Origin of the sequence: Thiorhodococcus minor (assembly GCF_010820565.1) — a bacterium.
GTDB classification, from domain to species: Bacteria; Pseudomonadota; Gammaproteobacteria; order Chromatiales; family Chromatiaceae; genus Thiorhodococcus; species Thiorhodococcus minor.
In genome coordinates this window covers 1-20222 of record NZ_JAAIJQ010000059.1, presented here as the reverse complement: position 1 = coordinate 20222, position 20222 = coordinate 1, and the positions used below count along the sequence as shown (strand labels likewise).

Genomic DNA, 20222 nt, shown 5'->3' with positions numbered 1-20222 from the left:
CTGCAGTGCGTCAGTCGCCTTCATCTTAAGGCGATTTCTGCCGATTCTCATACCATCTGGCTTGTCTTGACGCCCGCCTTGTGTGTCGCGCCGACAGTCACACAGCCCAGCTGTGCGCCTGCCGCCGCTCCTTGACGGCGGACCTCAATCCGGCGCCACTCGGTATACGAATTTCCGGCGATCGCCCAACCCGGCAAGGTCCGCCAGGAGATGTGGCGCGCACGGCAGCGGGCGCTGCCTTCGCGCTCCCTCAGCACTCCGCGTGCAAAGGATTCGACCAAGACTATCTCGAGGAGATCCCGTCGATGCTCGAGTCCTTCGTTCGAGTCCTTGCGGCGATCCGGTGTCCTCGTGCGGCTCGACGTCGATGGCGATCTCTAGATTCGCGTCAGCGCAAGACGCCGATAGGAGCCGAGGCTCGAAGAGCCGGCGGAGGGGTCGCTGCAAGCGCTCGCGGTCTCCGCCTCTCTTTGGCCTCGGCTACTGGAAGTGATGCACGTACCTGAGGTTGACTCTGGATCCTTCGGTCCGGTTCTCCGCCCAGGTCTCCCAGTAGACATTGGCGAAGAGGTGGTCGTGCTTCGAGAAGTGGTAGACCAGGCCTGGGCCGATGCCGAGCACTTGCTCCTTGGAATCGGACAGGTCGCGACCGTCGACCTTGGTCTCGGTGATCTGCTTGAGGTAGTAGCCGTTGATGCCGATGCGCAGCCGGTTCGGCAATACCTCGTAGGCGCTCGCGAAGTTCAGGTGGATGGCTTGGCCGGCTTGCGAGTCGTCTGCCCCCAGCGGGGCGTAGGGATCGGAGTTTTCGGCGTTCCAGAGATAGTGCAGGCGCCAGGAGAGCGTCAATTTGGGCGCGAGGAAGGCCGTTGCCGCCCAGTAGGGATTGAAGGAGAAGACGTTGCTGCCGGGATTGATCGCGTGGTCGGCGTCATAGGCCCCGGTCGGCAGCAGCATCTGGAATTCGACCCGCTGGACCAGCTTGGGTCCGTTCGCCCCCATGATGGGATCCCATTGCAGATAGGGGCCAACCAGCAGGTCGCCGAGATTGCCGCTGTTGGTGGAGAGCGCCAGGTTGTCTTCGGGGGCCAGATCGAAGCCGGCGACCGGCAGCATGAGGTTCATGCCCCACTTGCCGCCGAAGACCAGCTCTTGGTCAGACTGATAGACCAGCTGGGTGAGGCTGATGTTGGCGTCCAGCTCCGCCTTCTCCATGCCACCTGGTGTGGGTAGGCGCAGATCGTCGTTGTCGGCGTCCTTCAGCCGGCCTTTGCGGTAGAGCTGGACGTACTGCTGCACATACCAGCCTGGGCCGGCCGGCGGCGCGCCATCCAGGAAGCTGGTGAAGCCGAGGTTGACGGCTGGAAGATCATAGGCGGATGCCGCAGGCGCGGCGGCGAGACCTGCGGCCGCGGCGAGCGCTTTGAGTGGGAGACGTCTCATGATGGCGTTCTTCGTTGGTTGCGGACTAGGACGACTGGCTTGAAATGGAGCCGCGCGCAAACGTAGCACAACCGTCTCGTTCCGGCGGTGAGCTGGGGCCGTAAAGTCTTGATCGGGATCAGTGATCCGGCGTCGCGCCGGTTGGGTCAGTGTCAGGGCCTCGGGAGGAGGGCGGGGGCGAGAGGGCCGGAATCATGGGGTCATCAACGTGTGACCCTGATGACAATCGCTGTCGGACTCAAGCCCGATTGACATGCATCAGAGCAAAGTCCCCGGCAAAGGTCTTAAATGCAGTCAGCTCGCGAGCGCGGGCTGGGCTCGGGCAAGTCGCCGCGTCGGCAGACGCGGCTTGCCGGGGTGCGATGGCCGGCAGCGAAACCGAAGTTGAGCGCGATCTGCTAGGCCGTCACTGCAGTCCGATGCGCATGCCGCGCGTTCGGGGCTTGCCGCCGTTTAAACAAGCCTGAGGAGCGCTCCATGCTCACTGCACTGATTTTGCTGCTCATGCCTCCCATCGTCATGATTCTGTGGCGTTTTCTCAAAGGTCCGGATGCCCCCAACCGCATCCTGGCGCTGGATACCCTGAGCGTCCTCTTCATCTCCTTGCTGGCACTCCTGGCCATCTACGAGGGGCGCAGCATCTACCTCGACGTCGCCTTCGTCTTCGCCCTGGTCGGCTTCGCAGGGGTCGTACTCTTTGGTCGCTTTCTGGAGAAGGGGGTCTGAGTGGATCTCTTGGGCTATGCATTGATGTTGGCGGGCGCCTTCTTCTTCTGGGTCAGCGGTCTCGGACTGATTCGCATGCCGGACGTCTTCACCCGGATGCACGCGGGCGCCAAGGCGACGACCATGGGCTCTCTGCTCACGCTGGCCGGTGCGGCCTGCGTGGCGCCTGAGTGGGCGCCGCGGCTGCTCCTGCTCGCACTCTTCATCCTGCTCACCAATCCCCTCAGCTCCTCGGTCCTGGCCCGCGCGGCCCATCGCAGCGGGACCCAGGGCGCGCGGCTGGCTCAGAATGCCTATGCGGACCGCAAGTCCGCTCCCGCCGTTGCGCAGGAAGGGGACGACGCGCCGGAGGCTCAGTCATGATCGGCCTGCTGGCCTTGCTGCTGTTCGCCTGGATGATCGCCGGCGCCTGGGTCGCGATCAGCCAAGACGACCTGCTCCAATCCGTTGTCGGACTCTCTCTGGTCAGCCTGGGCGCGGTCGGGCAGTTCTTTCTGCTCCAAGCGCCCGACGTGGCCCTGACCGAGGCGGCGATCGGCGTGGCCGCCGGCAGCTTCGTGCTGCTCATGGGTGTCCGCCAGCTCGGCCGTCACGAAGACAAGGAGCTGAAATGACCGCAGTGCCCTTGCGCAAGCGGGTCAGGGTCAAGACCCTGCTGCTGGTCTTGTTGTGCGGCTGGCTCTTCGCCGTGCACCTGGGGCTGCTCCTGCAGTATGGGCTGGATGGACAGTCCGCCAGCATGGGCGATGCCTTGCTGGCGCGGAATGCAGAGACGGCCTCGGCCAACGCCGTGACCTCCGTGGTGGTGAGCTATCGCGGCTTCGACACCCTGGGCGAGGTCACCGTGCTCTTTCTGGCCGCGACCGGCATCGGACTCTTTTTCGGCCGTCGGGATCGGCGCGACTCGGAAGTGCCCGAGACGGCCGGCAGCCCGCCGAACGAGATGATGGTGACGGGTGTGCGCCTTCTGTTCCCCGTGCTGATCCTGCTCGGTGTCTATGTGGTGGTCCACGGCCACCTGTCGCCCGGTGGTGGCTTTCAGGGCGGCGTGATCATCGCCACGGCCTTTTTCCTGCGCCTGTTGGCGGACCCCGACTTCCGTCTTAGCCACACCCGCGTCGGCCTGCTGGAGTCGCTCTCGGGCAGCGGCTTCGTGATCATGGGGCTCTTGGGGCTCAGCCTGGCCGGGACGGCGACCTTCCTCGGCAACTTCCTGCCGCATCCGGTCGCGGACATGGGGCGGCTGCTGAGCGCGGGCGTGATCCCGATCATCTACTGCCTGGTCGGCGTCAAGGTCGGGGCCGAGGTCGCGGCCATCTTTGGGGACATGCTGGAGCGCGGCGGCGAGCATGAAGCCGCCCAGGTGAAGGACAAGCCCGAAGCCGAGTAATTCGCGGTCCGCAGCCGCTGGAAGTCGGCGGCTGGTAGTTGGCCGCTTTCGTTGTGAGGAGTTGTAGGCGATGTTGGCCTTCCTGGATGACCCCAAGATTCTCCATGGCATCTACGTCCTGGGGACCCTGACCCTGTTCTTCATCGGCCTCTACGGCCTGCTGGCCAAGCGTCATCTGCTGAAGGTGCTGATCAGCATCGCGGTGATGGAGCTGTCGGTTTATCTCCTGTTCGTCGGGCTTGCGACCTCGCCGGGCGAGACCGCGCCCATCCTCTCCGACGGCCTGACCGAATTCGCCGGCATGGCCGATCCCGTGCCCCAGGCACTGACGCTGACGGCCATCGTCATCGGCCTGGCGGTGCTGGCGCTGGGCGTGAGCCTGGCCGTCCAATACCACCGCCTGACCGGCAAGGCGGACATCGCCCGCATGACCGAGCTGAAGGAGCTCTGATGACCCTGCCGCTCACGCCTGTCTGGTTCGTCGCGCTGCCGCTGCTGCTGGCCTTCGCGTCGCCGCTGTGGGTCCGTTACCGGCTGCTGATGCCCCTGCTGGTCGGGACGCCGGCCCTGCTGCTGCTCTTGGCCTTCGTGCTCTTGCCGGAGGTGCGGACGGGGCCGCTGCTGGAGACCATCGTCATCGCGCCGCCGCTGGGGATCCATCTGCAGCTGGATAGCGCATCCTGGATCCTGGTTGCGCTCATCAGCCTCGCGGGACTCTTGGCGACTGCCTTCATTTGGCTGAGCGACGCCGAGCCCTATCTGCGCGATCGTCGTGCCTTCGTCTTCCTGCTGCTCCTGATCGCCGGATGCAACGGCATGGTGCTGACGGGCGATCTCTTCAATCTCTACGTCTTCCTCGAGATCGCCGGGGTCAGTGCCTATGCGCTGAGCGCCCTGCGGCGGGATGCCTCCGCGCTCGAGGCCGGGCTCAAGTACCTCATCATCGGCTCGGTGGCCGCCGTCTTCTTCCTCTTTTCGGTCGTCCTGATCTATCTGCAGACGGGTCAGCTCAATATGGCCGCGGTGGCGGCTCGCTTCGGCGGGATTCCCGCGCCCATGCAGCTCCTCATCGGGCTGCTGATGCTGGTCGGGCTGGGGATCAAGGCCGAGCTCTTCCCCTTCAACTTCTGGGTGCCGGACGTCTACCAGGGCAGTCATCCGGTCCTGGCGGGCCTCTTCTCGGGGCTGCTGGTCAAGGCCTTCCTCTTCGTGCTCTTCCACCTGGTGTTTCTGCTGCTGGCGGACCCACAAGTCGCGGGCCTTTGGCTCATGGGGCTGGGGGCGACTACCATGCTGATTGCCGAGGTGGTCGCACTGCGCCAGGAGGACATGCGCCGCATGCTGGCCTACTCGTCGCTCGGGCAGATCGGTCTCATTACGCTGGCGCTGGGCTTCGGGATGCAGGCGACCACGGCCGGCGGTCTCTTCCACATGGTCAATCACACCCTGGTCAAGCTGCTGCTCTTCCTGACGGCCGCGGTCTTGCTGCGCAGCTTCGTCTCGGCGCGGCTCGCGGACCTGGCCGGTGCCGGGCGGGCCAGGCCCTTGGCTGCAGCCTTGTTCGTGCTGGGTGCGCTCGCCGTCATGGGGCTGCCGCCGCTCAGCGGCTTCGCGAGCAAGCTCTGGATCCTCAAAGGCTTTGCCGAGGCAGGCGTCTTCTGGCCGGTCGCCCTCATCCTGCTCGCAGCCCTCATCGAGGCAGGGTATTACTTCCGCTGGATCAAGGTGCTCTATGACCCCAATGGCGACCTCAAGGCAGCCGCGCCGGTGGAGCGCATGGCCTACGTGCCCATGGGCGTGGCCGCTGGGCTCATCATCTTGCTCGGCGTCGCACCCTTCCTGGTCGACGACCTCTTCATCGAAGGCGCCCAGACCCTGTTGGATCGGGGTGCGGCTTTGAGTGCAGTGCTGGGGGCTGGGTCATGAGCGCGATGCTTCGTCTGCTGTTTTTCGTCGTTTCGCTGAGTCCGACGCTATTGCTGGTGACCTGGGACGGAAGTCTGTCCTGGGCTCTGATCGATGGTATCCGGCTCCATTTGACGCTGACCCCCTTGGCCGGTTTCTTTCTCACGCTCCTGGCCCTGGCGGCGCCCCTGGTCGCCCTGCCGATGCTGAGAAGGCCCTGCGATTGGCCGTCCCTGGTGCTCTATGTGCTCTTGCTGCTGGGGATGCAGCTCCTGCTGCTCGCGGGTGATTTCGTCAGCTTCTTCGTCGGTTGGGAGGTCATGACCTGGAGCAGCTACCTGCTCCTGCTGCGCTCGTCGCGCGCGGATATGGAGACCTCCCAGTCCTTCATCCTCTTCAATCTGGCCTCGGCCTTCCTGCTGCTGGCCGGGATCCTGGTCTTCTTCAGCCTGACCGGGGACTTCGCGATCCGCTCGCTCGCCGAGCCGAGCCTGCCGCAGGCGCTCACGCTGCTGGCCCTCTTCGGGCTCGCCTTCCTCATCAAGGTCGGCACCCTGCCGCTGCACATCTGGATCCCGAGCAGCTACGACCAGGCGCCTGACGCCTTCAGCGCCTTCCTCTCGGGGTCGGTCTCCAAGATGGGCGTCTATGGTCTGATCTTGCTGCCGACCCTCTTCCCGGATGCCTTGGCGAGTTTCGCCGGCCGCTTCCTGAACGGGCCGGCCTTCGGCTATCTGCTGGCCTGGGTCGGCGTCATCACCTCCGTCGTCGCCACCTTCAAGGCGATCTCGCAGGAGGACATGAAGCGCCTGCTGGCCTATTCCTCCATCGCGCAGGTCGGCTACATCACCACGGCGGTCGGCGTCGGCAGCTCGCTGGCCATCGCCGGGGCGCTCTATCTCGCGCTGGTGCACACCCTGGTCAAGGTGTTGCTCTTCATCAGTGTCGCCGGGATCGTGCTGCAGACCGGGCAGCGCCAGTTCAAGGATCTCGGGCGGCTGATCGAGCGCATGCCCATCTCCTTCTTCGGGGTGCTCATCGGCATCATCGGGCTGGCCGGGATGCCGCCGCTGCCGGGCTTCGCCGCCAAGTACCTGGTCTTCGTCTCGCTGGTCGATGCCCGCTGGCTACTGCTGCTCGCGGCCATGATCCTGGCCAGCACGGCGGCCTTCATCTACTGCTACAAGCTGATCTATGCGCCCTTCCTGGGTCACGCCAATTCGCCCGGGGCGAAGGAGGCGCGCGAGGCGCCCTGGCCATACCTGGTGCCTCAGGTGATCCTCATGGGTCTGCTGGTGCTCTTCGGGCTCTTTCCGGGGCTCGCCATCGACGTCCTGATCGATCCGGTGCTGGTCGGTCTGCAGATGGCGCCGATCGGGGCCGAGTCCTGGGCGAAGCTAACGACGGTCTATGGCGGCTACGACGGGGTCGTGCTCATGCTGGTCTTCGGCATCGCCTTCGTGCTCGTCACCGGGCTTTTTCTGCTGCTGCGCGGGCGCATGCGCCGTGCCGGCAGCCCCTACGATCTGAGTTTTGCGGGTGAGGTCCCAACCGCCGACACGCCCTTGCACTATGGTGCCGGCATGGGTCGGGAGCTGCGCCGCATCCCCTTGGTCGGCTGGATCCTGCGGCAGGGGACACGCGGCTTCTATCTGGGGCTGGCGGGTCAGATGCGTGCCGCCGCGGCGCTGCTGGGCAACCTCTATGTCGGCCGGCCCCAGGCCTGGATCCTGATCGCCGTGGTGGTTCTTGCCGCGAGTCTCGCCGCTCGGGCAATGATGGGAGGGCTGTGATGATGCACGCCGTTGTCGATTCGCTGGCCATGATCGGCGTCAGCTATGTCATGGGCTTTCTCTTCTACGGCTTCTACCGCCAGCTCAATGCGCGCATCCAGCGCCGCTGGGGACCGAGCATCTGGCAGAACTTCTTCGACAACATGAAGTTCTTCTTCAAGTCGGAGACCCTGAGCCACGGTCCCATGTTCTTCTTTGGCCCCATGATCATCATGGCAGGGGCCTTCACCACGGTGCTCTTCGTCCCCTTCCTCAAAGACTCGACTTGGCTCCAGGGCTTTTCCCAATACGGCAACCTCATCCTCATCATCTACCTGCTGGTGGTCGGCCCGCTGGGCAACGCACTGGCGGTGGGCTCGAGCGGCAACCCCTTCGGCGTCATGGGCGTGACCCGCGGCCTGACCCGGCTCATGGGGCTGGAGGTGCCTTTCTTCTTGGGGCTGGCGCTGGTGATGCTGCAGCACGAGACGAGCTCGGTGCACGCCATCATGGCGGCGCAGGACGGTCTGGCGAATTGGGGCATCGTGACCAACCCGGTCGCCTTCGTCGTCATCCTGCTGCCCTTCATCGCCGCGCAGAACGCCTCGCCCTTCGACGTGGTGGGCGCGCCGGTCGAGGTCTACGCCGGGCCGCGCGTCGAGTTCGGCGGCCGGCTGCTCGGCGTGCTCATGACCCAGAACATGATGATGTCCATCGCCAAGCTGGTGCTGGTGGTCGATCTCTTCCTGGGCGGGGCCAGCAATGTCCTGGTCCTCATCGCCAAGGCCTTCTCCCTCTTCCTGCTGACCACGGCGATCAGCATGGTCTTTCCCCGGCTCAAGACCGAGCAGGCGGTGGACTTCTTCTGGAAGGTCCCGCTGGGGATCGGCGTCCTGGCCGTCATCCTGACCGTCTGGCTTCCCTCCTGGAGTGCGTGATGTACCACAAGACCCAATGTGAAGGCTTCCAATGCGAGCAGGCCATGCTGGAGGTGCCTGGTGATGCCGAGACCGTCCGGGAGGGGGTGCTCGACAAGCTGATCGCCTGGATGCGCCAGAGGAGCCTCTTCGTCCTGGCCTATGGCACGGGCTGCGGCGCCATCGAGATGCGCCCGCTCATGACCAGCCGCTTCGACGCCGAGCGCTTCGGCATCATCGGCGCGGCCACGCCACGCCAGGCGGACGTGCTCGTCATCAGCGGTTATCTCGCGCTCAAGACGCTGCGCCGGGTCATCCGCAGCTACGAGCAGATGCAGGAGCCGAAGTACGTCATCGGGCTGGGCAGCTGCACCATCAACGGCGGCATGTACTGGGACTCCTACAACACGGTCAAGCAGGTCGACCGCTACATCCCCATAGACATCTACGTCAACGGCTGCATGCCGCGGCCCGAGGCCCTGATCGAGGGCTTCGTCGCCCTGCAGCAGCGTATCAAGCAGGGCGGGAAGGCCGGCTATCACCAGTACCGCGAGAACATCGACTGGTACAAGGCCAACCAGCGCAAGGCGTTGGGCGAGGAGATGCCACCGGCCTACACCTACGACTGGTACCACGCCGGGGGCGTCGCCTGATGCTGGACGTCCTCCTGCCCAAGCTGTCGGGCTTCGAGGTCCTGGAGCAGACCCAGAGGCGGCCGGATCAGGCCTTCGTCCGCGTGCCCAAGGCCCAGCTCTTTTCCCTGCTCGGTCAGCTGCAGCGCCAGCACGGCTTCGTCACCCTGGAGACCATCGCCTGCACGGATTGGATGGAAGACGGCGTCTTCTGCCTGACCTACATGCTGGAGACGGCCGAGCGCGAGCGCTCGCTGGGTGTCCAGATCCACATCGGCCGCGAGGGCGAGGGCATCGCCACCGCCATCCCGCTCTGGCCCCAGGCCGAGATCTTCGAGCGCGAGCTGCACGAGATGTTCGGCATCCCGATCGAGGGCCACCCCAGCCTGGTCGACTTCATGCTCGAGGGCTGGACCGACATCCCGCCGATGCGGCGCGAGTTCGACACCCTCAAGTTCGTCGAAGCCACCTACGAGATGCGCCCCGGCCGCGAGGACAACCAGGACGTGCGCGAAGCCATCCGCAAGCGGAAGGAGGCGAAGAAGGCCGCCAAGGCGGCGCAGGCGGAGCAGGCCCAGAAGGCGGGGGCCGCACCCAAGCCTGCGCCGGCGGAAAAGGTCGCCAAGCCGGAGCCCGGGCCGAAGGCCGCCAAGCCGGAGTCCGGGGAGGGCAGCGCATGAGCGGCGACACCATCAAGATCTTCCACGGTCCGCAGCACCCCGGCGTCACCGGCAACATGAGCATGGAGCTGGACCTGGACGGCGAGACCATCGTCAAGGCCGTGACCCATGTCGGCTACCTGCACCGCGGCTTCGAGAAGCTGATCGAGCGGCGCACCGTCATCCAGGCCTTCACCATCGTCTGCCGCATCTGCGTGCCCGAGCCCGACCCCAACGAAGAGAACTTCGCGCGCGGCGTCGAGGAGCTGATGGGACTCGAGGTCAGCGAGCGCGCCCAGTTCATTCGCGTCATGATCCTGGAGCTGGCGCGCCTGCAGGCCCATCTGCTCTGGCTGGCCGGGCAGGGCGGCTCCATCGGCCACGAGATCGTCCCCCAGTGGGCGGTGGGCGAGCGCGACTACATCCTCGACCTCTTCGAGGCCATCACCGGCGGGCGCGTCTACCACATGTACATCTATCCGGGCGGCGTGAAGCGCGACCTCCCGGAGGACCTGCCCGAGCATCTGACCCGGCTGCTGGATACGCTCGAGGGCCGTCTGCCCGAGTACGACCGCATCTTCTTCGACAACGCGGCCGTCAAGAAGCGGCTGCAGGGCGTGGGCGTGGTAGATGCCGACGACTGCATCCGCAATGGCTATGCCGGCCCTGTCGTTCGCGCCTGCGGCATCCCGCGCGACGTCCGCAAGGACGCGCCCTACCTGGTCTACGACCGGCTCGACTTCGACATCCCGACCCAGACCGCCGGCGATGCCTATGCCCGCGCCCTGGTGCGACGCGCCGAGATGGACCAGAGCATCCGCATCCTGCGCCAGGTCCTCGAGCAGCTTCCCGAGGGTCCCTTCCAGTGCAAGCTGCCCAAGCACCGCAATTTCAAGGTGCCCAAGGGCGAGACCTATGTGCAGTCCGAATCGGCCAGAGGGGCCTTCGGCTATTTCATGGCGGGCGACGGTACGGCTCACCTGCGGCGCCTACAGGTGCGCGGGCCATCCATCGTCCATGCCTACACCCTGCTGGAGCCTCTCTTGGAAGGCGCCCAGCTCGCCGATGTCGCGCTCATCATGAACTCGCTGGGTATCTGCCCGCCGGAGATCGAGCGATGAGCAGCGCTTCCATCAGTCAAGGCTCTGCCGCCATCGGTCGGTGTCAGCCCGACGTCGGGTGGACGAGCGAGAGCTAAGTCCACCTGGCCCCGCGCCGCCGCTGGTGGACTGCGCTGCGCTTGTCCACCCCACGATCCGCATCCTGGGTGGGAGCGGCGCCCCGCCGCGACGAGGCCCCCTCCGACATTGGAGCAAGTCGCGCCGGGGCGGCGCTCCCACGCCATTGGCTTATGCGTTTCCGTCTCACTGTCCCTCGTGCTTCAGCCCCGCTCCGGCTCCGGCGCTGGTGGAATGCGCTGCGCTTGTCCACCCTAGGATTTTCCCTCACCCCCAATCGCCCCTCGGAGGCGTAGTCATGTCCTGGAATCTCGATGTCAAGGGCGTCATCCATCCCTTCACTGCCCTGAAGCAGGGCTTCAAGCAGCCGCATACGCTGAGCTATCCGGTCGATCGCCGCCCGGACGTCACCGGCTATCGCGGCTTTCACGTCAACACGCTCAGCACCTGCGTTGGCTGTGGGAACTGCCAGGATATCTGCATGAACGAGGCGATCGACATGGTCGAGCCGCTGTCGGAGGAGGGCATGAATCCAAAGAACGCCAGCGGCCTGATCCCGCGCATCGACTACGGACGTTGCTGCTGGTGCGGGCTCTGTGCCGACGTCTGCGGTCCAAACTCGTTGAGATTGGAAGCCGACTACGTCTACGTCAGCGCCGATGCCAACAGCTTCCTCTATGTGCCGAAGGATGAGTGAGGGCGCTTTCAGCCGCCAGCTTCCAGCGGCCAGCCTCCAGCGGGTGGTAGACTTCGCTCTCGCTCGTCCACCCTACGGGTGTATCGGCTAGCTCGCCCGGTTATTCAAACGCCTAAGAGAGACATCCATGCAGCGGTTTCAATGGGGCTTGATTCTCTTTATCGTCTGGCTCGGACTCACCAACAGCCTGGACCCGCAAGAGCTGGTCGCCGGTCTCCTGATCTCGGCGGCCGTCGTCTGGCTGGCCATCCCGGCCCAGCGGGCGGGCGCGTCGGAGCGGTCATGGCGGCTGCTGCCGCTGTTGGCCTATCTGCCGGTCTTCCTCAAGAACCTGGTCCTGGCGAATATCGACGTCGCTAGGCGTGTGCTCAGCCCGAGCTTGCCGATCAATCCGGGGATCGTGCGGGTCAAGACCGGGCTGACAGCGCCCTACCAGCGCCTCATCCTGGCCAACAGCATCACCCTGACGCCAGGCACGGTGACGCTGGAGATGGAAGGCGAGGACATGTATGTCCACTGGATCGACGTCCAGCAGACGGATCCGGAGGGCGCTGGCGCCGCGATCAAGGAGGAGATGGAGCGGGCGATCGCCCGAATCTGAGCCTCGTCGCCGGTCCCTTGGCGCTGCGCGATCCGGCGTCAGGCCGGCGGCGCTGTCGCCGTCATCGATGGGCGCTGGCTGTATTCCGCAAACCAGGATGCCAGCGCGGGACGGCTCCCCCGCCAGTCGCCGACGAGGTTGCGGGAGTCGAGATAGCCGAGTGCCACGGCGACCGAGATGGTGCCGAGATCGACGCGGTCGGTCAGGGCTTCGGTATTTTGCTCCAGCCTGTCGAGCGATCGCTCGATGGCGCGCTGCTTGAGCGCCACCCATTCATCCCACCTCAGTGCCTCCGGGCGCTTCTCCCGCTCCATGGCGATCAGCTCGGCGCAGCCCATGATGCCGTCCGCCAAGGCCTGATCGAGCAGCACCTGGCAGTGCAGCTCCCCGGTCTTGGGGATCATGGCGCGCCCGGCGTGCTGGCGATCCAGGTACTCGCAGATCACCGCGCTGTCGAAGAGCGCCCGGCCGTCGTGCAGCGTCAGGGTTGGAACCGTGGAGAGCGGGTTTTCTCGGACCAGCGCATCGGGCTCGTCCCAACCGTCGGCATCTTCCAGACGAACGTCGTCGATTAGGCCCGTCTCGTGAAGCAAGACCGTGATCTTGCGCGAGTAGGGCGAGGCGTGTGAGTGTCGAAGTAGCATTGAGTCCCCCCGTTTACTGCTGTGGACGACCGGCACCAAGTCGGCTCAGGTTTCACCAGGCCCGACTCGTAGGATTTAAGTAATTTAGAGGATGCTAATTTTTCAGTCTAGGGAAATCCTCGGTTCATGACAATTTCCGTGAATCCGCTCTCAGCCGGATGGGGTCGAGCCCTATGAGTTGGCCAATCCGATGATCGACGCAAACTGCCGGACGGAGAGGATGCGCGTCTCGACAGCAGAATCTGCTCGGGTAGGCGGTCCCGGATGACCGCAGAAACCAGCAGGTTGGTGTCGATGACGACTTTCAACGGCCACTCCGATGGCGATCGACCTCGGCCGCAATGTCCTCGTCGGTGATGCTCTGACTCTGTGGTAGCGCTTGAGTATGGCGCATCAAGGCACGCCAGCTCTCGACGCGCTCCTCCGGTCGACGCGTCTGATCAATGACCAGCACCTCGACGAGTGCCCCTTGCCGGAAGGGCAGTCCCTCAAGCACCAGGCGGCCGCTTGCATCCAACTGGGCATAGGTCTTGTAGGCGTTCATGTGCAGCTCCCGCTCATCGTGTCGAGCCCTTGGCTCTCTGCTCTAGGCGCACCTCAGTGCTTGGGGTATTTCATGCTTGGCTCTCGGTTGAGTGTCCAAGGCGGCTGGACAGTATTCTTCCCGCAGCAACCAAGTCCTCCACCCACTCCAATCGCCGTCGGTTGATCGGCGCCGACACCGAGAGCCCGGCGCTGACGTTGCCGGTGCTTTCATAGATTAGGACCCCGATACAGCCGACGTCCATCTCCGCCTCCTCGTCGTCCAGTGCATAGCCGCGCCCCAAAGAGGCGCTGCACTCGGCGATGAGGCGGGGCAGGGTGGTAATGCTGTTGCGTGTATAGGCCGGGAGGTTGGTGCGGCTTGCATAGGCGCGCATGGCGTCCTCGCCGGCGGCGCCGAGCATGAGCTTGCCGACGGCGGTGACGTGCAGCGGCGCGCGCGAGCCGACGAGCTGCTGGACGTGGATCATGCGGTTGGGCGTGACCTTCTCGATGTAGACGACGGCGTCGCCCTCGCGGATGGTCAGGTTGATGGTCTCCCCGAGCTGGTCCCTGAGCGCCTCCATGACGGGGCGGGCAATGGCGCGCACGTCGACATTGCCGTGCAGGCGCACGCCGAGCTGCAGCAAGCGCAGGCCGAGCCGGTAGTGGCCCGCGGCATCGCGCTCGACGAACTGGTTCTGAATGAGCGAGGCGAGGATGCGGTGGGCGGTGGAGGCGTGGAGCCCGGTCTCGGCGGACAGGACCTTGAGGCTGACGGGGTCTGGGTAGCGGGCGATGGCATCGAGCAGCGTGGCGGCTCGGTCGATGACCTGGATTCGTGCGCCCTGAGTAGTGTTTTCTTGCATGGTGAGAGATCCTTGTGAGGATATTTCACGATATGGAAGCACAAACGCCGCCGGCTGTCTCGCCCTGTGGCCAATGAAATCAATGCTCTCGCAGCCATGCGTCGAGGAATCGAGCGTATTTCATAATGTGAAAACTGTTGCTTATTGCGGAATTCTGGGTGCTCCCCTAGATTCGTGCCCAACGCCGGAGACATACCGGCCCTGGCACTGACACCAACTGAGACGGGAGACCAGACATGACCACCGCATCCGCGACCCCCAGCAGCCAATCCACCCCGGCCTTCTGCGAAGGCATCCTGCACTTCGGGGCGGCCGACCAGGACTTCGGCCGATTCGGCGGGCAGCCGGCGATTCGCGACGGCGAAACCGGCATCCGGGAGATCGACGATGCGGCCGTCTACCAGACCCAGCTGACCGCCGACGCGCTGCGCTACCTCACCCTGCAGCTCTGCGCCTCCAAGGAGTCCGGCCACCCAGGCGGCTTCGCCAGCTCGGCGGATGCCTATGCGGCGCTCGCGATGCTGGGGCATACCAATATCGTGACCGAGGTGGGCCACCATGCGCCCGGCTTCTACAGCGCCATGTTCCTCGACGGCTCTTTGGAGGACATGGGCATCCGCACCATGACCGACCTCCAGGCGCGCTTCCGCGAGCGCGATGGGCTGCTCGGTCACCTCTCGGGCGCCATCCCCGGCTTGCTGGCGCCAGCTGGCCCGCTCGGCCAGGGTCAGCACTTCGCCATGGCCGGCGCCTATCTCAATCGCGACAAGCTCTTTCCTTGCACCATCGGCGACGGCGGTCTGGGAGAGCCCTACATCCTCTCGGCCATCAAGCACTTCCATACCTCCTATCCCGAGGTGACCAACTTCCTGCCGGTGCTGGTCTGGAACGGCTTCAGCCAGGAGCACCACTCCATGGTGTCCCTGATGGACAACGCCCAGATGGAGGCCTACTGGCGGGCGCACGACTTCGAGCGCGTCATCCTGATCGACGCCAAAGACTTCGACGACCAGGGCCAGGACGGTGCCTATGTGGACAGCACCTGCTTCGGTCCGGAGGCGCGCCGCGCCTTCTCGCGGGCCGTGCTGGAGGGGATGCGGGAGGCGGCCGAGTCGGCGATGGGCGGCACCCTCACGGTCTTCATCATCAAGCAGCTCAAGGGCGCGGGTGTGCATGCCAGCGGTGCCAAGTCGCACAACCTCTATCCCGGCGACACGGCCGAGAAGCCGAGCATCGCCGCCGCGCTCGAGCGCGGTGCCCTCTCGCCCGAGGCCTGGACCCTGGCGCGATCCAACATGGAGCGCGCCGGCGGCGGACCCGCCGGGCGGACGGTGGTGACCGAATTCGAGCGCCCGCTGACGGACATCGGCGAGCTGCCGACGCAGGCATTCGCGGTCGGCGACAAGGCCGTGCCCTCCAGCACCCTGGCGCAGATGGTGGCGGCGCTCGGTCAGCGCGACGCCGACTTCGTGGTCACCAACGCCGACGGCAATGAGGCCTCGGCCATGAAGGCGATCAACGAGGCCCTGAAGATCCGTCACCCGACCGAGGACGCGCTCTACAACCAGTCGCCGAGCGGCCAGGTGTACGAGCCGCTGAACGAGGACGCCTGCGCCGGCTTCGCGGCTGGCCTGGCGCTCTTCGGCGGGCGCTCGCTCTGGCTGTCCTACGAGAGCTTCGCCATCAACGGCTGGCCCATCGTCCAGACCGTGGGTCAGGCCATGGCCGAGCTGCGGCGCAAGACCCCGGCGATGGTCTCCATGTTCACCGCCGGCGCGCTGGAGCAGGGCCGCAACGGCTGGACCCACCAGAGGCCCGAGATCGAGAACTACATCGGCGGCCAGATGCGCAACGGCAACGTCTATCTGCTCTATCCGTCGGACGCCAACCTGATCCAGGCCGCTTACGGCTGGGCAGTGGGGCAGTCCAACAAGTGCATCAGCATCATCGCCTCCAAGTCCGCGCTGCCGGTCTACACCAGCATGGAGCAGGCGCGCCAGGCGATCGACGCGGGCGCCATCAGTCTCTACGAATCGGCGCAGGGGTCCTTGGGCACCATCGTCTTCGCCGTGACGGGCGACATGGTGCTCCAGCCGGTCTTCGCGGCGAAGGAGCGCTTGGAGTCGGCCGGCTACCGGGTGCGCATCGTCGCCATCGCCAACCCGCGCAGGCTCTATCGCCCGGACGACGTGGCCTGGTCGCACAGCTCGGAGGCGGATGGCGGCTTCATGGGGGACGACGACTTCGAGGCCCTGTTCGAGGGCGATGCCCTCATCGGCGTGAGCGGCGGCGGGACCGTGGCGCTGGAGCCCGTGATGCTGCGCAGCCGCGCGGCGGCGCGGGACCTGGTCGGCTGGCAGCGCGGCGAGACCACCGCGAGCCCGGCCGAGATCATGGCGTTCAACGGCATCTCGCCCGAGAGCCTGGAGCGGCGTGCCAAGGCCCTGATGGGGCAGGCGCGGCCGGAGCTGGAGAGCGCGGCGTAGGATGGGTAGAGCGGCCATGGCACGCCTCCGATGTCGAGCGTCGATGCCAATGGCCGCGAAACCCATCGATCCAGGGTGGGAGCGGCGCCCCGCCGCGACGAGGTTTGCACCGACGCCGGAGCAAGTCGCGCCGGGGCGGCGCTCCCACGGCGTTTCCATTCAGACGGTCGCCAGAGCGAACAGACCATGACCCAGACACCCACGACCAAGATCATCGCCATCGACGATGACCCGACCGGCTCCCAGACCGTCCACTCCTGTCTGCTGCTGACGCGCTGGGATCCGGAGACCCTGATCGAGGCGCTGACCGACGCGGCGCCGCTCTTCTTCGTGCTGAGCAACACGCGCGGCATGAGCGCCGAGGACGCGGCGCGCGTCACCCGCGAGATCTGCGTCAACCTGCGCCAGGCGCTTGCCTCTCTTGAGGAGGCCGGGCGGCCGATCCAGCCGCTCGTCGTCAGCCGCTCGGACTCGACCCTGCGCGGGCACTATCCGGTGGAGACGGACATCATCGCCGAGGAGCTTGGCCCCTTCGATGCGCACTTCCTGGTGCCGGCCTTTTTCGAAGGGGGCCGTATCACGCGGGACGCCGTGCACTCTCTGCTGGTCGATGGCGAGCCCGTCCCCGTCAATCAGACCGAGTTTGCGCGCGACTCCGTCTTCGGCTTCCAGCACGCCTTCTTGCCCGACTATGTGGAGGAAAAGACCGCTGGCCGTATCCGCGCAGGAGAAGTCGAACGCTTCTCGCTCGCCGACGTGCGCGGCGACATCGGGGCGCGGCTGCTCGGGCTGGCGGACAACGGCTGCTGCGCGGTCGATGGGGAGCAGCAATCCGATCTGGACAGCTTCGCGCGTCAGGTGCTCGCCGCGGTCGGGCAGGGGAAGCGCTTCCTCTTCCGCAGCGCCGCCAGCCTGCTGACCTCCTTCGCGGCCCTGCCCCCGCAGCCCGTGGCGGCCGAGGCCATGTCGGCCTATGTGCGGGGCGGCCGGCCGGGCGTCGTGCTGGTCGGCTCGCATGTGGCCAAGTCGACGCGGCAGTTGGAGACCCTGATCGAGCAGACCCATGCCGTCCCCATCGAGATCGACCTGGAGCGTCTGACCCAGGACGAGGAGCCACTCTTCCACGAGCTGATCGACCGTCTGGAGACCGCCCAGCACGAGCGGCGTGGCGTGGTGCTCTACACCAGCCGGGGCGAGCGCCAGTTTCCCACCAAGGCGGAGCGGCTGGCCTTCGGCGAGCGCGTCTCCGGATTCTTGGTGAGGCTGGTGCGGAGCCTCCCGCGCGAGATCGGCTTCCTCATCAGCAAGGGCGGCATCACCTCCAACGACACCCTGAGCCAGGGGCTGGCGCTGCGCACCGCCCGCGTGCTGGGCCAGATCCACCCCGGCTGCTCCGTGGTGCGCTGCCCGGCCGACCATCCGCGTTTCCCCGATCTGCCCGTCGTCATCTTCCCCGGCAACGTCGGCGGCGACGACGCCCTGGCGAGCGTCTATCGCATCATCGATCCTCAAGAAACGCGTTGAGCCTGAGAAGAGCGACCAGCTTCCAGCCTCCAGCCTCCAGCCTCCAGCGGCCAGCTTTTTGCTGTCAGTCGCGATTGGTCGTCTTAGGGTGTCCGCCCGAGCTCATCCAGTGGATGAAGTCTCCGATAGGCGAGAGCCCCGGCAAACCAACAGCTGGAGGCCGATCGCTGGTGGCTGACCGCTCCTTCGCATTGATCCTTTCGATTGACGAAACAGCAATTTCAATTCCCGCATCGGGTTTGTACAATTCGCACCTAAGTCGATGCTGCTTAGCAGCATCAGCGGCGAGACGCTCTCGTACCGCCCACTGGCCGCCTCGGCGGTCGTCCCAGAGGCAAACCCATGCTTCGTAAGATCCTCATCGCCAACCGCGGCGAGATCGCGGTGCGCGTCATCCGCGCCTGCGCCGAGATGGGCATCCGCTCCGCGGCCATCTACGCCGAGGCCGACCGGCACTCGCTCCACGTCAAGAAGGCCGACGAGGCCTACAGCCTGGGCACGGACCCGCTCGCCGGCTATCTCAACGTCCACAACATCGTCAACCTGGCCGTCGCGACCGGCTGCGACGCTGTGCACCCAGGCTACGGCTTTCTGTCCGAGAACCCCGAGCTGGCGCTGGCCTGCGCGCGGCGCGGCATCACCTTCATCGGCCCGAACGCCGAGGTGATCGCCCGCATGGGCGACAAGACGGCGGCGCGCCAGGCGATGCAGAAGGCCGGCGTGCCCGTGACGCCCGGCAGCCCAGGCAATCTGGAGAGCCTCGATGAGGCGCTGGCCTTCGCGGAGGACATCGGCTACCCGGTGATGCTCAAGGCGACCTCGGGCGGGGGCGGGCGCGGTATCCGCCGCTGCGACGACCCGGCGGCGCTGCGCAACAACTACGAGCGCGTTATCTCAGAGGCGACCAAGGCCTTCGGCCGCGCCGAGGTCTTTCTCGAGAAGTGCGTGGTCAACCCGCGCCACATCGAGGTCCAGGTGCTGGCCGACCACCACGGCAACTGCGTCCACCTCTACGAGCGCGATTGCTCCATCCAGCGCCGCAACCAGAAGCTGATCGAGATCGCCCCCTCGCCCCAGCTCGACGACGCCCAGCGCCAGTACGTCGGCGGGCTGGCCGTGCTGGCGGCGCGCGCGGTCAGCTACACCAACGCAGGCACGGTCGAATTCCTGCTCGACTCCGACGGGCGCTTCTACTTCATGGAGATGAACACCCGCATCCAGGTCGAGCACACCATCACCGAGACCATCACGGGTGTCGACCTGGTCGAGGAGCAGATCCGCGTCGCCGCCGGGCTGCAGCTGCGCTATCGGCAAGATCAGATCAAGCGGCGCGGCTTCGCCATCCAGTTCCGCGTCAACGCCGAGGACCCGCAGAACAACTTCCTGCCCAGCTTCGGCCGCATCTCGCGCTACTACGCCCCCGGCGGCCCAGGCGTCCGCACCGACGGCGCCATCTACACCGGCTACCACATCCCGCCCTACTATGACTCCATGCTGGCCAAGGTCATCGTCTGGGCCCTCAACTGGGAAGACGCCGTCAACCGCGGCCATCGCGCGCTCCGCGACACCGGGCTCTTCGGCGTCAAGACGACCATCCCCTTCTATCAAGAGATCCTCCGCCACCCGGACTTCCGCGCCGGCAGCTTCGACACCGGCTTCCTCGACGCCCATCCCGAGCTGCTGAATTACTCGACGAAGCGCAGGCGGGAGGATATTGCGGCGGCGTTGGCGGCGGCGTTGGCGGCGCATGCGGGACTCTAGTCGGAGTGGTCAGTGAACAGTGGGCAGTGGACAGTTGGAGCGAGGGATAGGCTTGGAGCAGTGCCGTGGCGTCTGTGCGTTTTGAAGATCTTGAGGTTTGGAAGCGGTCCGCACGTCTCAGCGCGGAGATCTACAAAGGGCTTGCGGGGGTTCGCGACTATGGTTTTCGGGACCAGATAACGCGCTCGAGCCTCTCTGTCCCCAGCAATATCGCCGAAGGCGTAGAGCGTCGTTCTGGAAAAGACCGGCAACGCTACATGGATATCGCGCTTGGCTCTTGCGGCGAGCTTCGCACTCAGATCTACATCGGCATCGAAATCGGCTATATCGAGAAGGAAAAGGGGACATCCTGGATAGCCGAAACGCGAGAAATTTCCGCCATGCTCGTTGGCCTCCGCAACAATCTTGCTGACCACTGACCACTGACCACTGACCACTGACCACTGACCACTGACCACCGACCACCGACCAACTGTCACTTATACACATCACCGAG

At 65.6% G+C, this 20222-nt stretch carries 21 protein-coding genes; 17 read left to right on the top strand and 4 right to left on the bottom strand.

Going from position 1 to position 20222, the window contains the following annotated elements; translation table 11 throughout:
- Positions 1 to 480 precede the first annotated feature (480 nt).
- Entirely contained in the window at positions 481 to 1443 is a 963-nt protein-coding gene (locus G3446_RS17720; RefSeq protein ID WP_164454169.1) for a SphA family protein, read from the bottom strand.
- Positions 1444 to 1920: 477 nt separating this feature from the next.
- Between G3446_RS17720 and G3446_RS17715 the strand changes: the two genes are divergently transcribed.
- The 13 genes from G3446_RS17715 to G3446_RS17655 all read left to right on the top strand — a co-directional run bounded on the left by G3446_RS17715 (position 1921) and on the right by G3446_RS17655 (position 11920).
- Positions 1921 to 2169: an MrpF/PhaF family protein gene (locus G3446_RS17715; RefSeq protein ID WP_164454168.1), complete on the top strand. Its 249-nt coding sequence runs from the start codon at positions 1921 to 1923 to the stop codon at positions 2167 to 2169.
- A complete protein-coding gene (gene mnhG, locus G3446_RS17710) occupies positions 2170 to 2532 on the top strand; it encodes a monovalent cation/H(+) antiporter subunit G (RefSeq protein WP_164454167.1) in 363 nt (120 codons plus the stop codon).
- A complete protein-coding gene (locus tag G3446_RS17705) occupies positions 2529 to 2783 on the top strand; it encodes a Na(+)/H(+) antiporter subunit B (RefSeq protein WP_164454166.1) in 255 nt (84 codons plus the stop codon). The genes mnhG and G3446_RS17705 overlap by 4 nt, the downstream gene beginning before the upstream one ends.
- Positions 2780 to 3559, top strand: coding sequence for a Na(+)/H(+) antiporter subunit B (locus G3446_RS17700; RefSeq protein WP_164454165.1), 780 nt, complete (start codon positions 2780 to 2782; stop codon positions 3557 to 3559). Before G3446_RS17705 ends, G3446_RS17700 begins: the two co-directional genes overlap by 4 nt.
- A 70-nt stretch (positions 3560 to 3629) precedes the next feature.
- A complete protein-coding gene (locus G3446_RS17695; RefSeq protein ID WP_164454164.1) occupies positions 3630 to 4010 on the top strand; it encodes a sodium:proton antiporter in 381 nt (126 codons plus the stop codon).
- Positions 4010 to 5485: a complex I subunit 5 family protein gene (locus tag G3446_RS17690; RefSeq protein ID WP_164454163.1), complete on the top strand. Its 1476-nt coding sequence runs from the start codon at positions 4010 to 4012 to the stop codon at positions 5483 to 5485. Before G3446_RS17695 ends, G3446_RS17690 begins: the two co-directional genes overlap by 1 nt.
- Positions 5482 to 7257, top strand: a complete 1776-nt coding sequence (locus G3446_RS17685; protein ID WP_164454162.1) for a proton-conducting transporter transmembrane domain-containing protein — start codon at positions 5482 to 5484, stop codon at positions 7255 to 7257. The genes G3446_RS17690 and G3446_RS17685 overlap by 4 nt, the downstream gene beginning before the upstream one ends.
- Complete coding sequence (locus G3446_RS17680; RefSeq protein WP_164454161.1) at positions 7257 to 8174, top strand: respiratory chain complex I subunit 1 family protein; 918 nt, start codon at positions 7257 to 7259, stop codon at positions 8172 to 8174. Before G3446_RS17685 ends, G3446_RS17680 begins: the two co-directional genes overlap by 1 nt.
- Positions 8174 to 8806, top strand: coding sequence for a NuoB/complex I 20 kDa subunit family protein (locus tag G3446_RS17675; RefSeq protein WP_164454160.1), 633 nt, complete (start codon positions 8174 to 8176; stop codon positions 8804 to 8806). Before G3446_RS17680 ends, G3446_RS17675 begins: the two co-directional genes overlap by 1 nt.
- Positions 8806 to 9465: an NADH-quinone oxidoreductase subunit C gene (locus tag G3446_RS28735; protein WP_164454159.1), complete on the top strand. Its 660-nt coding sequence runs from the start codon at positions 8806 to 8808 to the stop codon at positions 9463 to 9465. Before G3446_RS17675 ends, G3446_RS28735 begins: the two co-directional genes overlap by 1 nt.
- On the top strand, positions 9462 to 10565 hold the full coding sequence (locus G3446_RS17665; protein ID WP_164454158.1) for an NADH-quinone oxidoreductase subunit D: 1104 nt from the start codon (positions 9462 to 9464) through the stop codon (positions 10563 to 10565). Before G3446_RS28735 ends, G3446_RS17665 begins: the two co-directional genes overlap by 4 nt.
- A 355-nt stretch (positions 10566 to 10920) precedes the next feature.
- Positions 10921 to 11319, top strand: coding sequence for a 4Fe-4S dicluster domain-containing protein (locus G3446_RS17660; RefSeq protein ID WP_164454157.1), 399 nt, complete (start codon positions 10921 to 10923; stop codon positions 11317 to 11319).
- A 127-nt stretch (positions 11320 to 11446) separates the two neighbouring features.
- Complete coding sequence (locus G3446_RS17655) at positions 11447 to 11920, top strand: Na+/H+ antiporter subunit E (RefSeq protein ID WP_164454156.1); 474 nt, start codon at positions 11447 to 11449, stop codon at positions 11918 to 11920.
- 38 nt (positions 11921 to 11958) lie between these two features.
- Here G3446_RS17655 and G3446_RS17650 read toward each other — a convergent pair whose 3' ends face one another.
- From G3446_RS17650 to G3446_RS17640, 3 genes are all read right to left on the bottom strand, one after another.
- Positions 11959 to 12564: a glutathione S-transferase N-terminal domain-containing protein gene (locus G3446_RS17650; RefSeq protein WP_164454155.1), complete on the bottom strand. Its 606-nt coding sequence runs from the start codon at positions 12562 to 12564 to the stop codon at positions 11959 to 11961.
- Between the two features lie 304 nt (positions 12565 to 12868).
- On the bottom strand, positions 12869 to 13108 hold the full coding sequence (locus G3446_RS17645) for a hypothetical protein (RefSeq protein WP_164454154.1): 240 nt from the start codon (positions 13106 to 13108) through the stop codon (positions 12869 to 12871).
- A gap of 70 nt (positions 13109 to 13178) precedes the next feature.
- Complete coding sequence (locus G3446_RS17640) at positions 13179 to 13955, bottom strand: IclR family transcriptional regulator (protein WP_164454153.1); 777 nt, start codon at positions 13953 to 13955, stop codon at positions 13179 to 13181.
- Between the two features lie 236 nt (positions 13956 to 14191).
- On the opposite strand from G3446_RS17640, the gene G3446_RS17635 reads away from it, so the two are divergent.
- The 4 genes from G3446_RS17635 to G3446_RS17620 all read left to right on the top strand — a co-directional run bounded on the left by G3446_RS17635 (position 14192) and on the right by G3446_RS17620 (position 20145).
- Complete coding sequence (locus tag G3446_RS17635; protein ID WP_164454152.1) at positions 14192 to 16441, top strand: phosphoketolase family protein; 2250 nt, start codon at positions 14192 to 14194, stop codon at positions 16439 to 16441.
- 186 nt (positions 16442 to 16627) lie between these two features.
- Positions 16628 to 17965 carry a four-carbon acid sugar kinase family protein gene (locus G3446_RS17630; protein WP_164454151.1) on the top strand — a complete coding sequence of 446 codons (1338 nt, stop codon included), beginning with the start codon at positions 16628 to 16630 and terminating at the stop codon, positions 17963 to 17965.
- A gap of 342 nt (positions 17966 to 18307) precedes the next feature.
- Positions 18308 to 19726 carry an acetyl-CoA carboxylase biotin carboxylase subunit gene (locus tag G3446_RS17625; RefSeq protein WP_164454150.1) on the top strand — a complete coding sequence of 473 codons (1419 nt, stop codon included), beginning with the start codon at positions 18308 to 18310 and terminating at the stop codon, positions 19724 to 19726.
- A gap of 65 nt (positions 19727 to 19791) precedes the next feature.
- A complete protein-coding gene (locus G3446_RS17620; RefSeq protein ID WP_342450150.1) occupies positions 19792 to 20145 on the top strand; it encodes a four helix bundle protein in 354 nt (117 codons plus the stop codon).
- Positions 20146 to 20222: the final 77 nt, after the last annotated feature.

Coding starts and splice junctions, on each gene's coding strand:
- G3446_RS17720 (WP_164454169.1), bottom strand. CDS start 1,443: ATGAGACGTCTCCCACTCAAAGCGCTCGCCGCGGCCGCAGGTCTCGCC.
- G3446_RS17715 (WP_164454168.1), top strand. CDS start 1,921: ATGCTCACTGCACTGATTTTGCTGCTCATGCCTCCCATCGTCATGATT.
- G3446_RS17705 (WP_164454166.1), top strand. CDS start 2,529: ATGATCGGCCTGCTGGCCTTGCTGCTGTTCGCCTGGATGATCGCCGGC.
- G3446_RS17700 (WP_164454165.1), top strand. CDS start 2,780: ATGACCGCAGTGCCCTTGCGCAAGCGGGTCAGGGTCAAGACCCTGCTG.
- G3446_RS17695 (WP_164454164.1), top strand. CDS start 3,630: ATGTTGGCCTTCCTGGATGACCCCAAGATTCTCCATGGCATCTACGTC.
- G3446_RS17690 (WP_164454163.1), top strand. CDS start 4,010: ATGACCCTGCCGCTCACGCCTGTCTGGTTCGTCGCGCTGCCGCTGCTG.
- G3446_RS17685 (WP_164454162.1), top strand. CDS start 5,482: ATGAGCGCGATGCTTCGTCTGCTGTTTTTCGTCGTTTCGCTGAGTCCG.
- G3446_RS17680 (WP_164454161.1), top strand. CDS start 7,257: ATGATGCACGCCGTTGTCGATTCGCTGGCCATGATCGGCGTCAGCTAT.
- G3446_RS17675 (WP_164454160.1), top strand. CDS start 8,174: ATGTACCACAAGACCCAATGTGAAGGCTTCCAATGCGAGCAGGCCATG.
- G3446_RS28735 (WP_164454159.1), top strand. CDS start 8,806: ATGCTGGACGTCCTCCTGCCCAAGCTGTCGGGCTTCGAGGTCCTGGAG.
- G3446_RS17665 (WP_164454158.1), top strand. CDS start 9,462: ATGAGCGGCGACACCATCAAGATCTTCCACGGTCCGCAGCACCCCGGC.
- G3446_RS17660 (WP_164454157.1), top strand. CDS start 10,921: ATGTCCTGGAATCTCGATGTCAAGGGCGTCATCCATCCCTTCACTGCC.
- G3446_RS17655 (WP_164454156.1), top strand. CDS start 11,447: ATGCAGCGGTTTCAATGGGGCTTGATTCTCTTTATCGTCTGGCTCGGA.
- G3446_RS17650 (WP_164454155.1), bottom strand. CDS start 12,564: ATGCTACTTCGACACTCACACGCCTCGCCCTACTCGCGCAAGATCACG.
- G3446_RS17645 (WP_164454154.1), bottom strand. CDS start 13,108: ATGAACGCCTACAAGACCTATGCCCAGTTGGATGCAAGCGGCCGCCTG.
- G3446_RS17640 (WP_164454153.1), bottom strand. CDS start 13,955: ATGCAAGAAAACACTACTCAGGGCGCACGAATCCAGGTCATCGACCGA.
- G3446_RS17635 (WP_164454152.1), top strand. CDS start 14,192: ATGACCACCGCATCCGCGACCCCCAGCAGCCAATCCACCCCGGCCTTC.
- G3446_RS17630 (WP_164454151.1), top strand. CDS start 16,628: ATGACCCAGACACCCACGACCAAGATCATCGCCATCGACGATGACCCG.
- G3446_RS17625 (WP_164454150.1), top strand. CDS start 18,308: ATGCTTCGTAAGATCCTCATCGCCAACCGCGGCGAGATCGCGGTGCGC.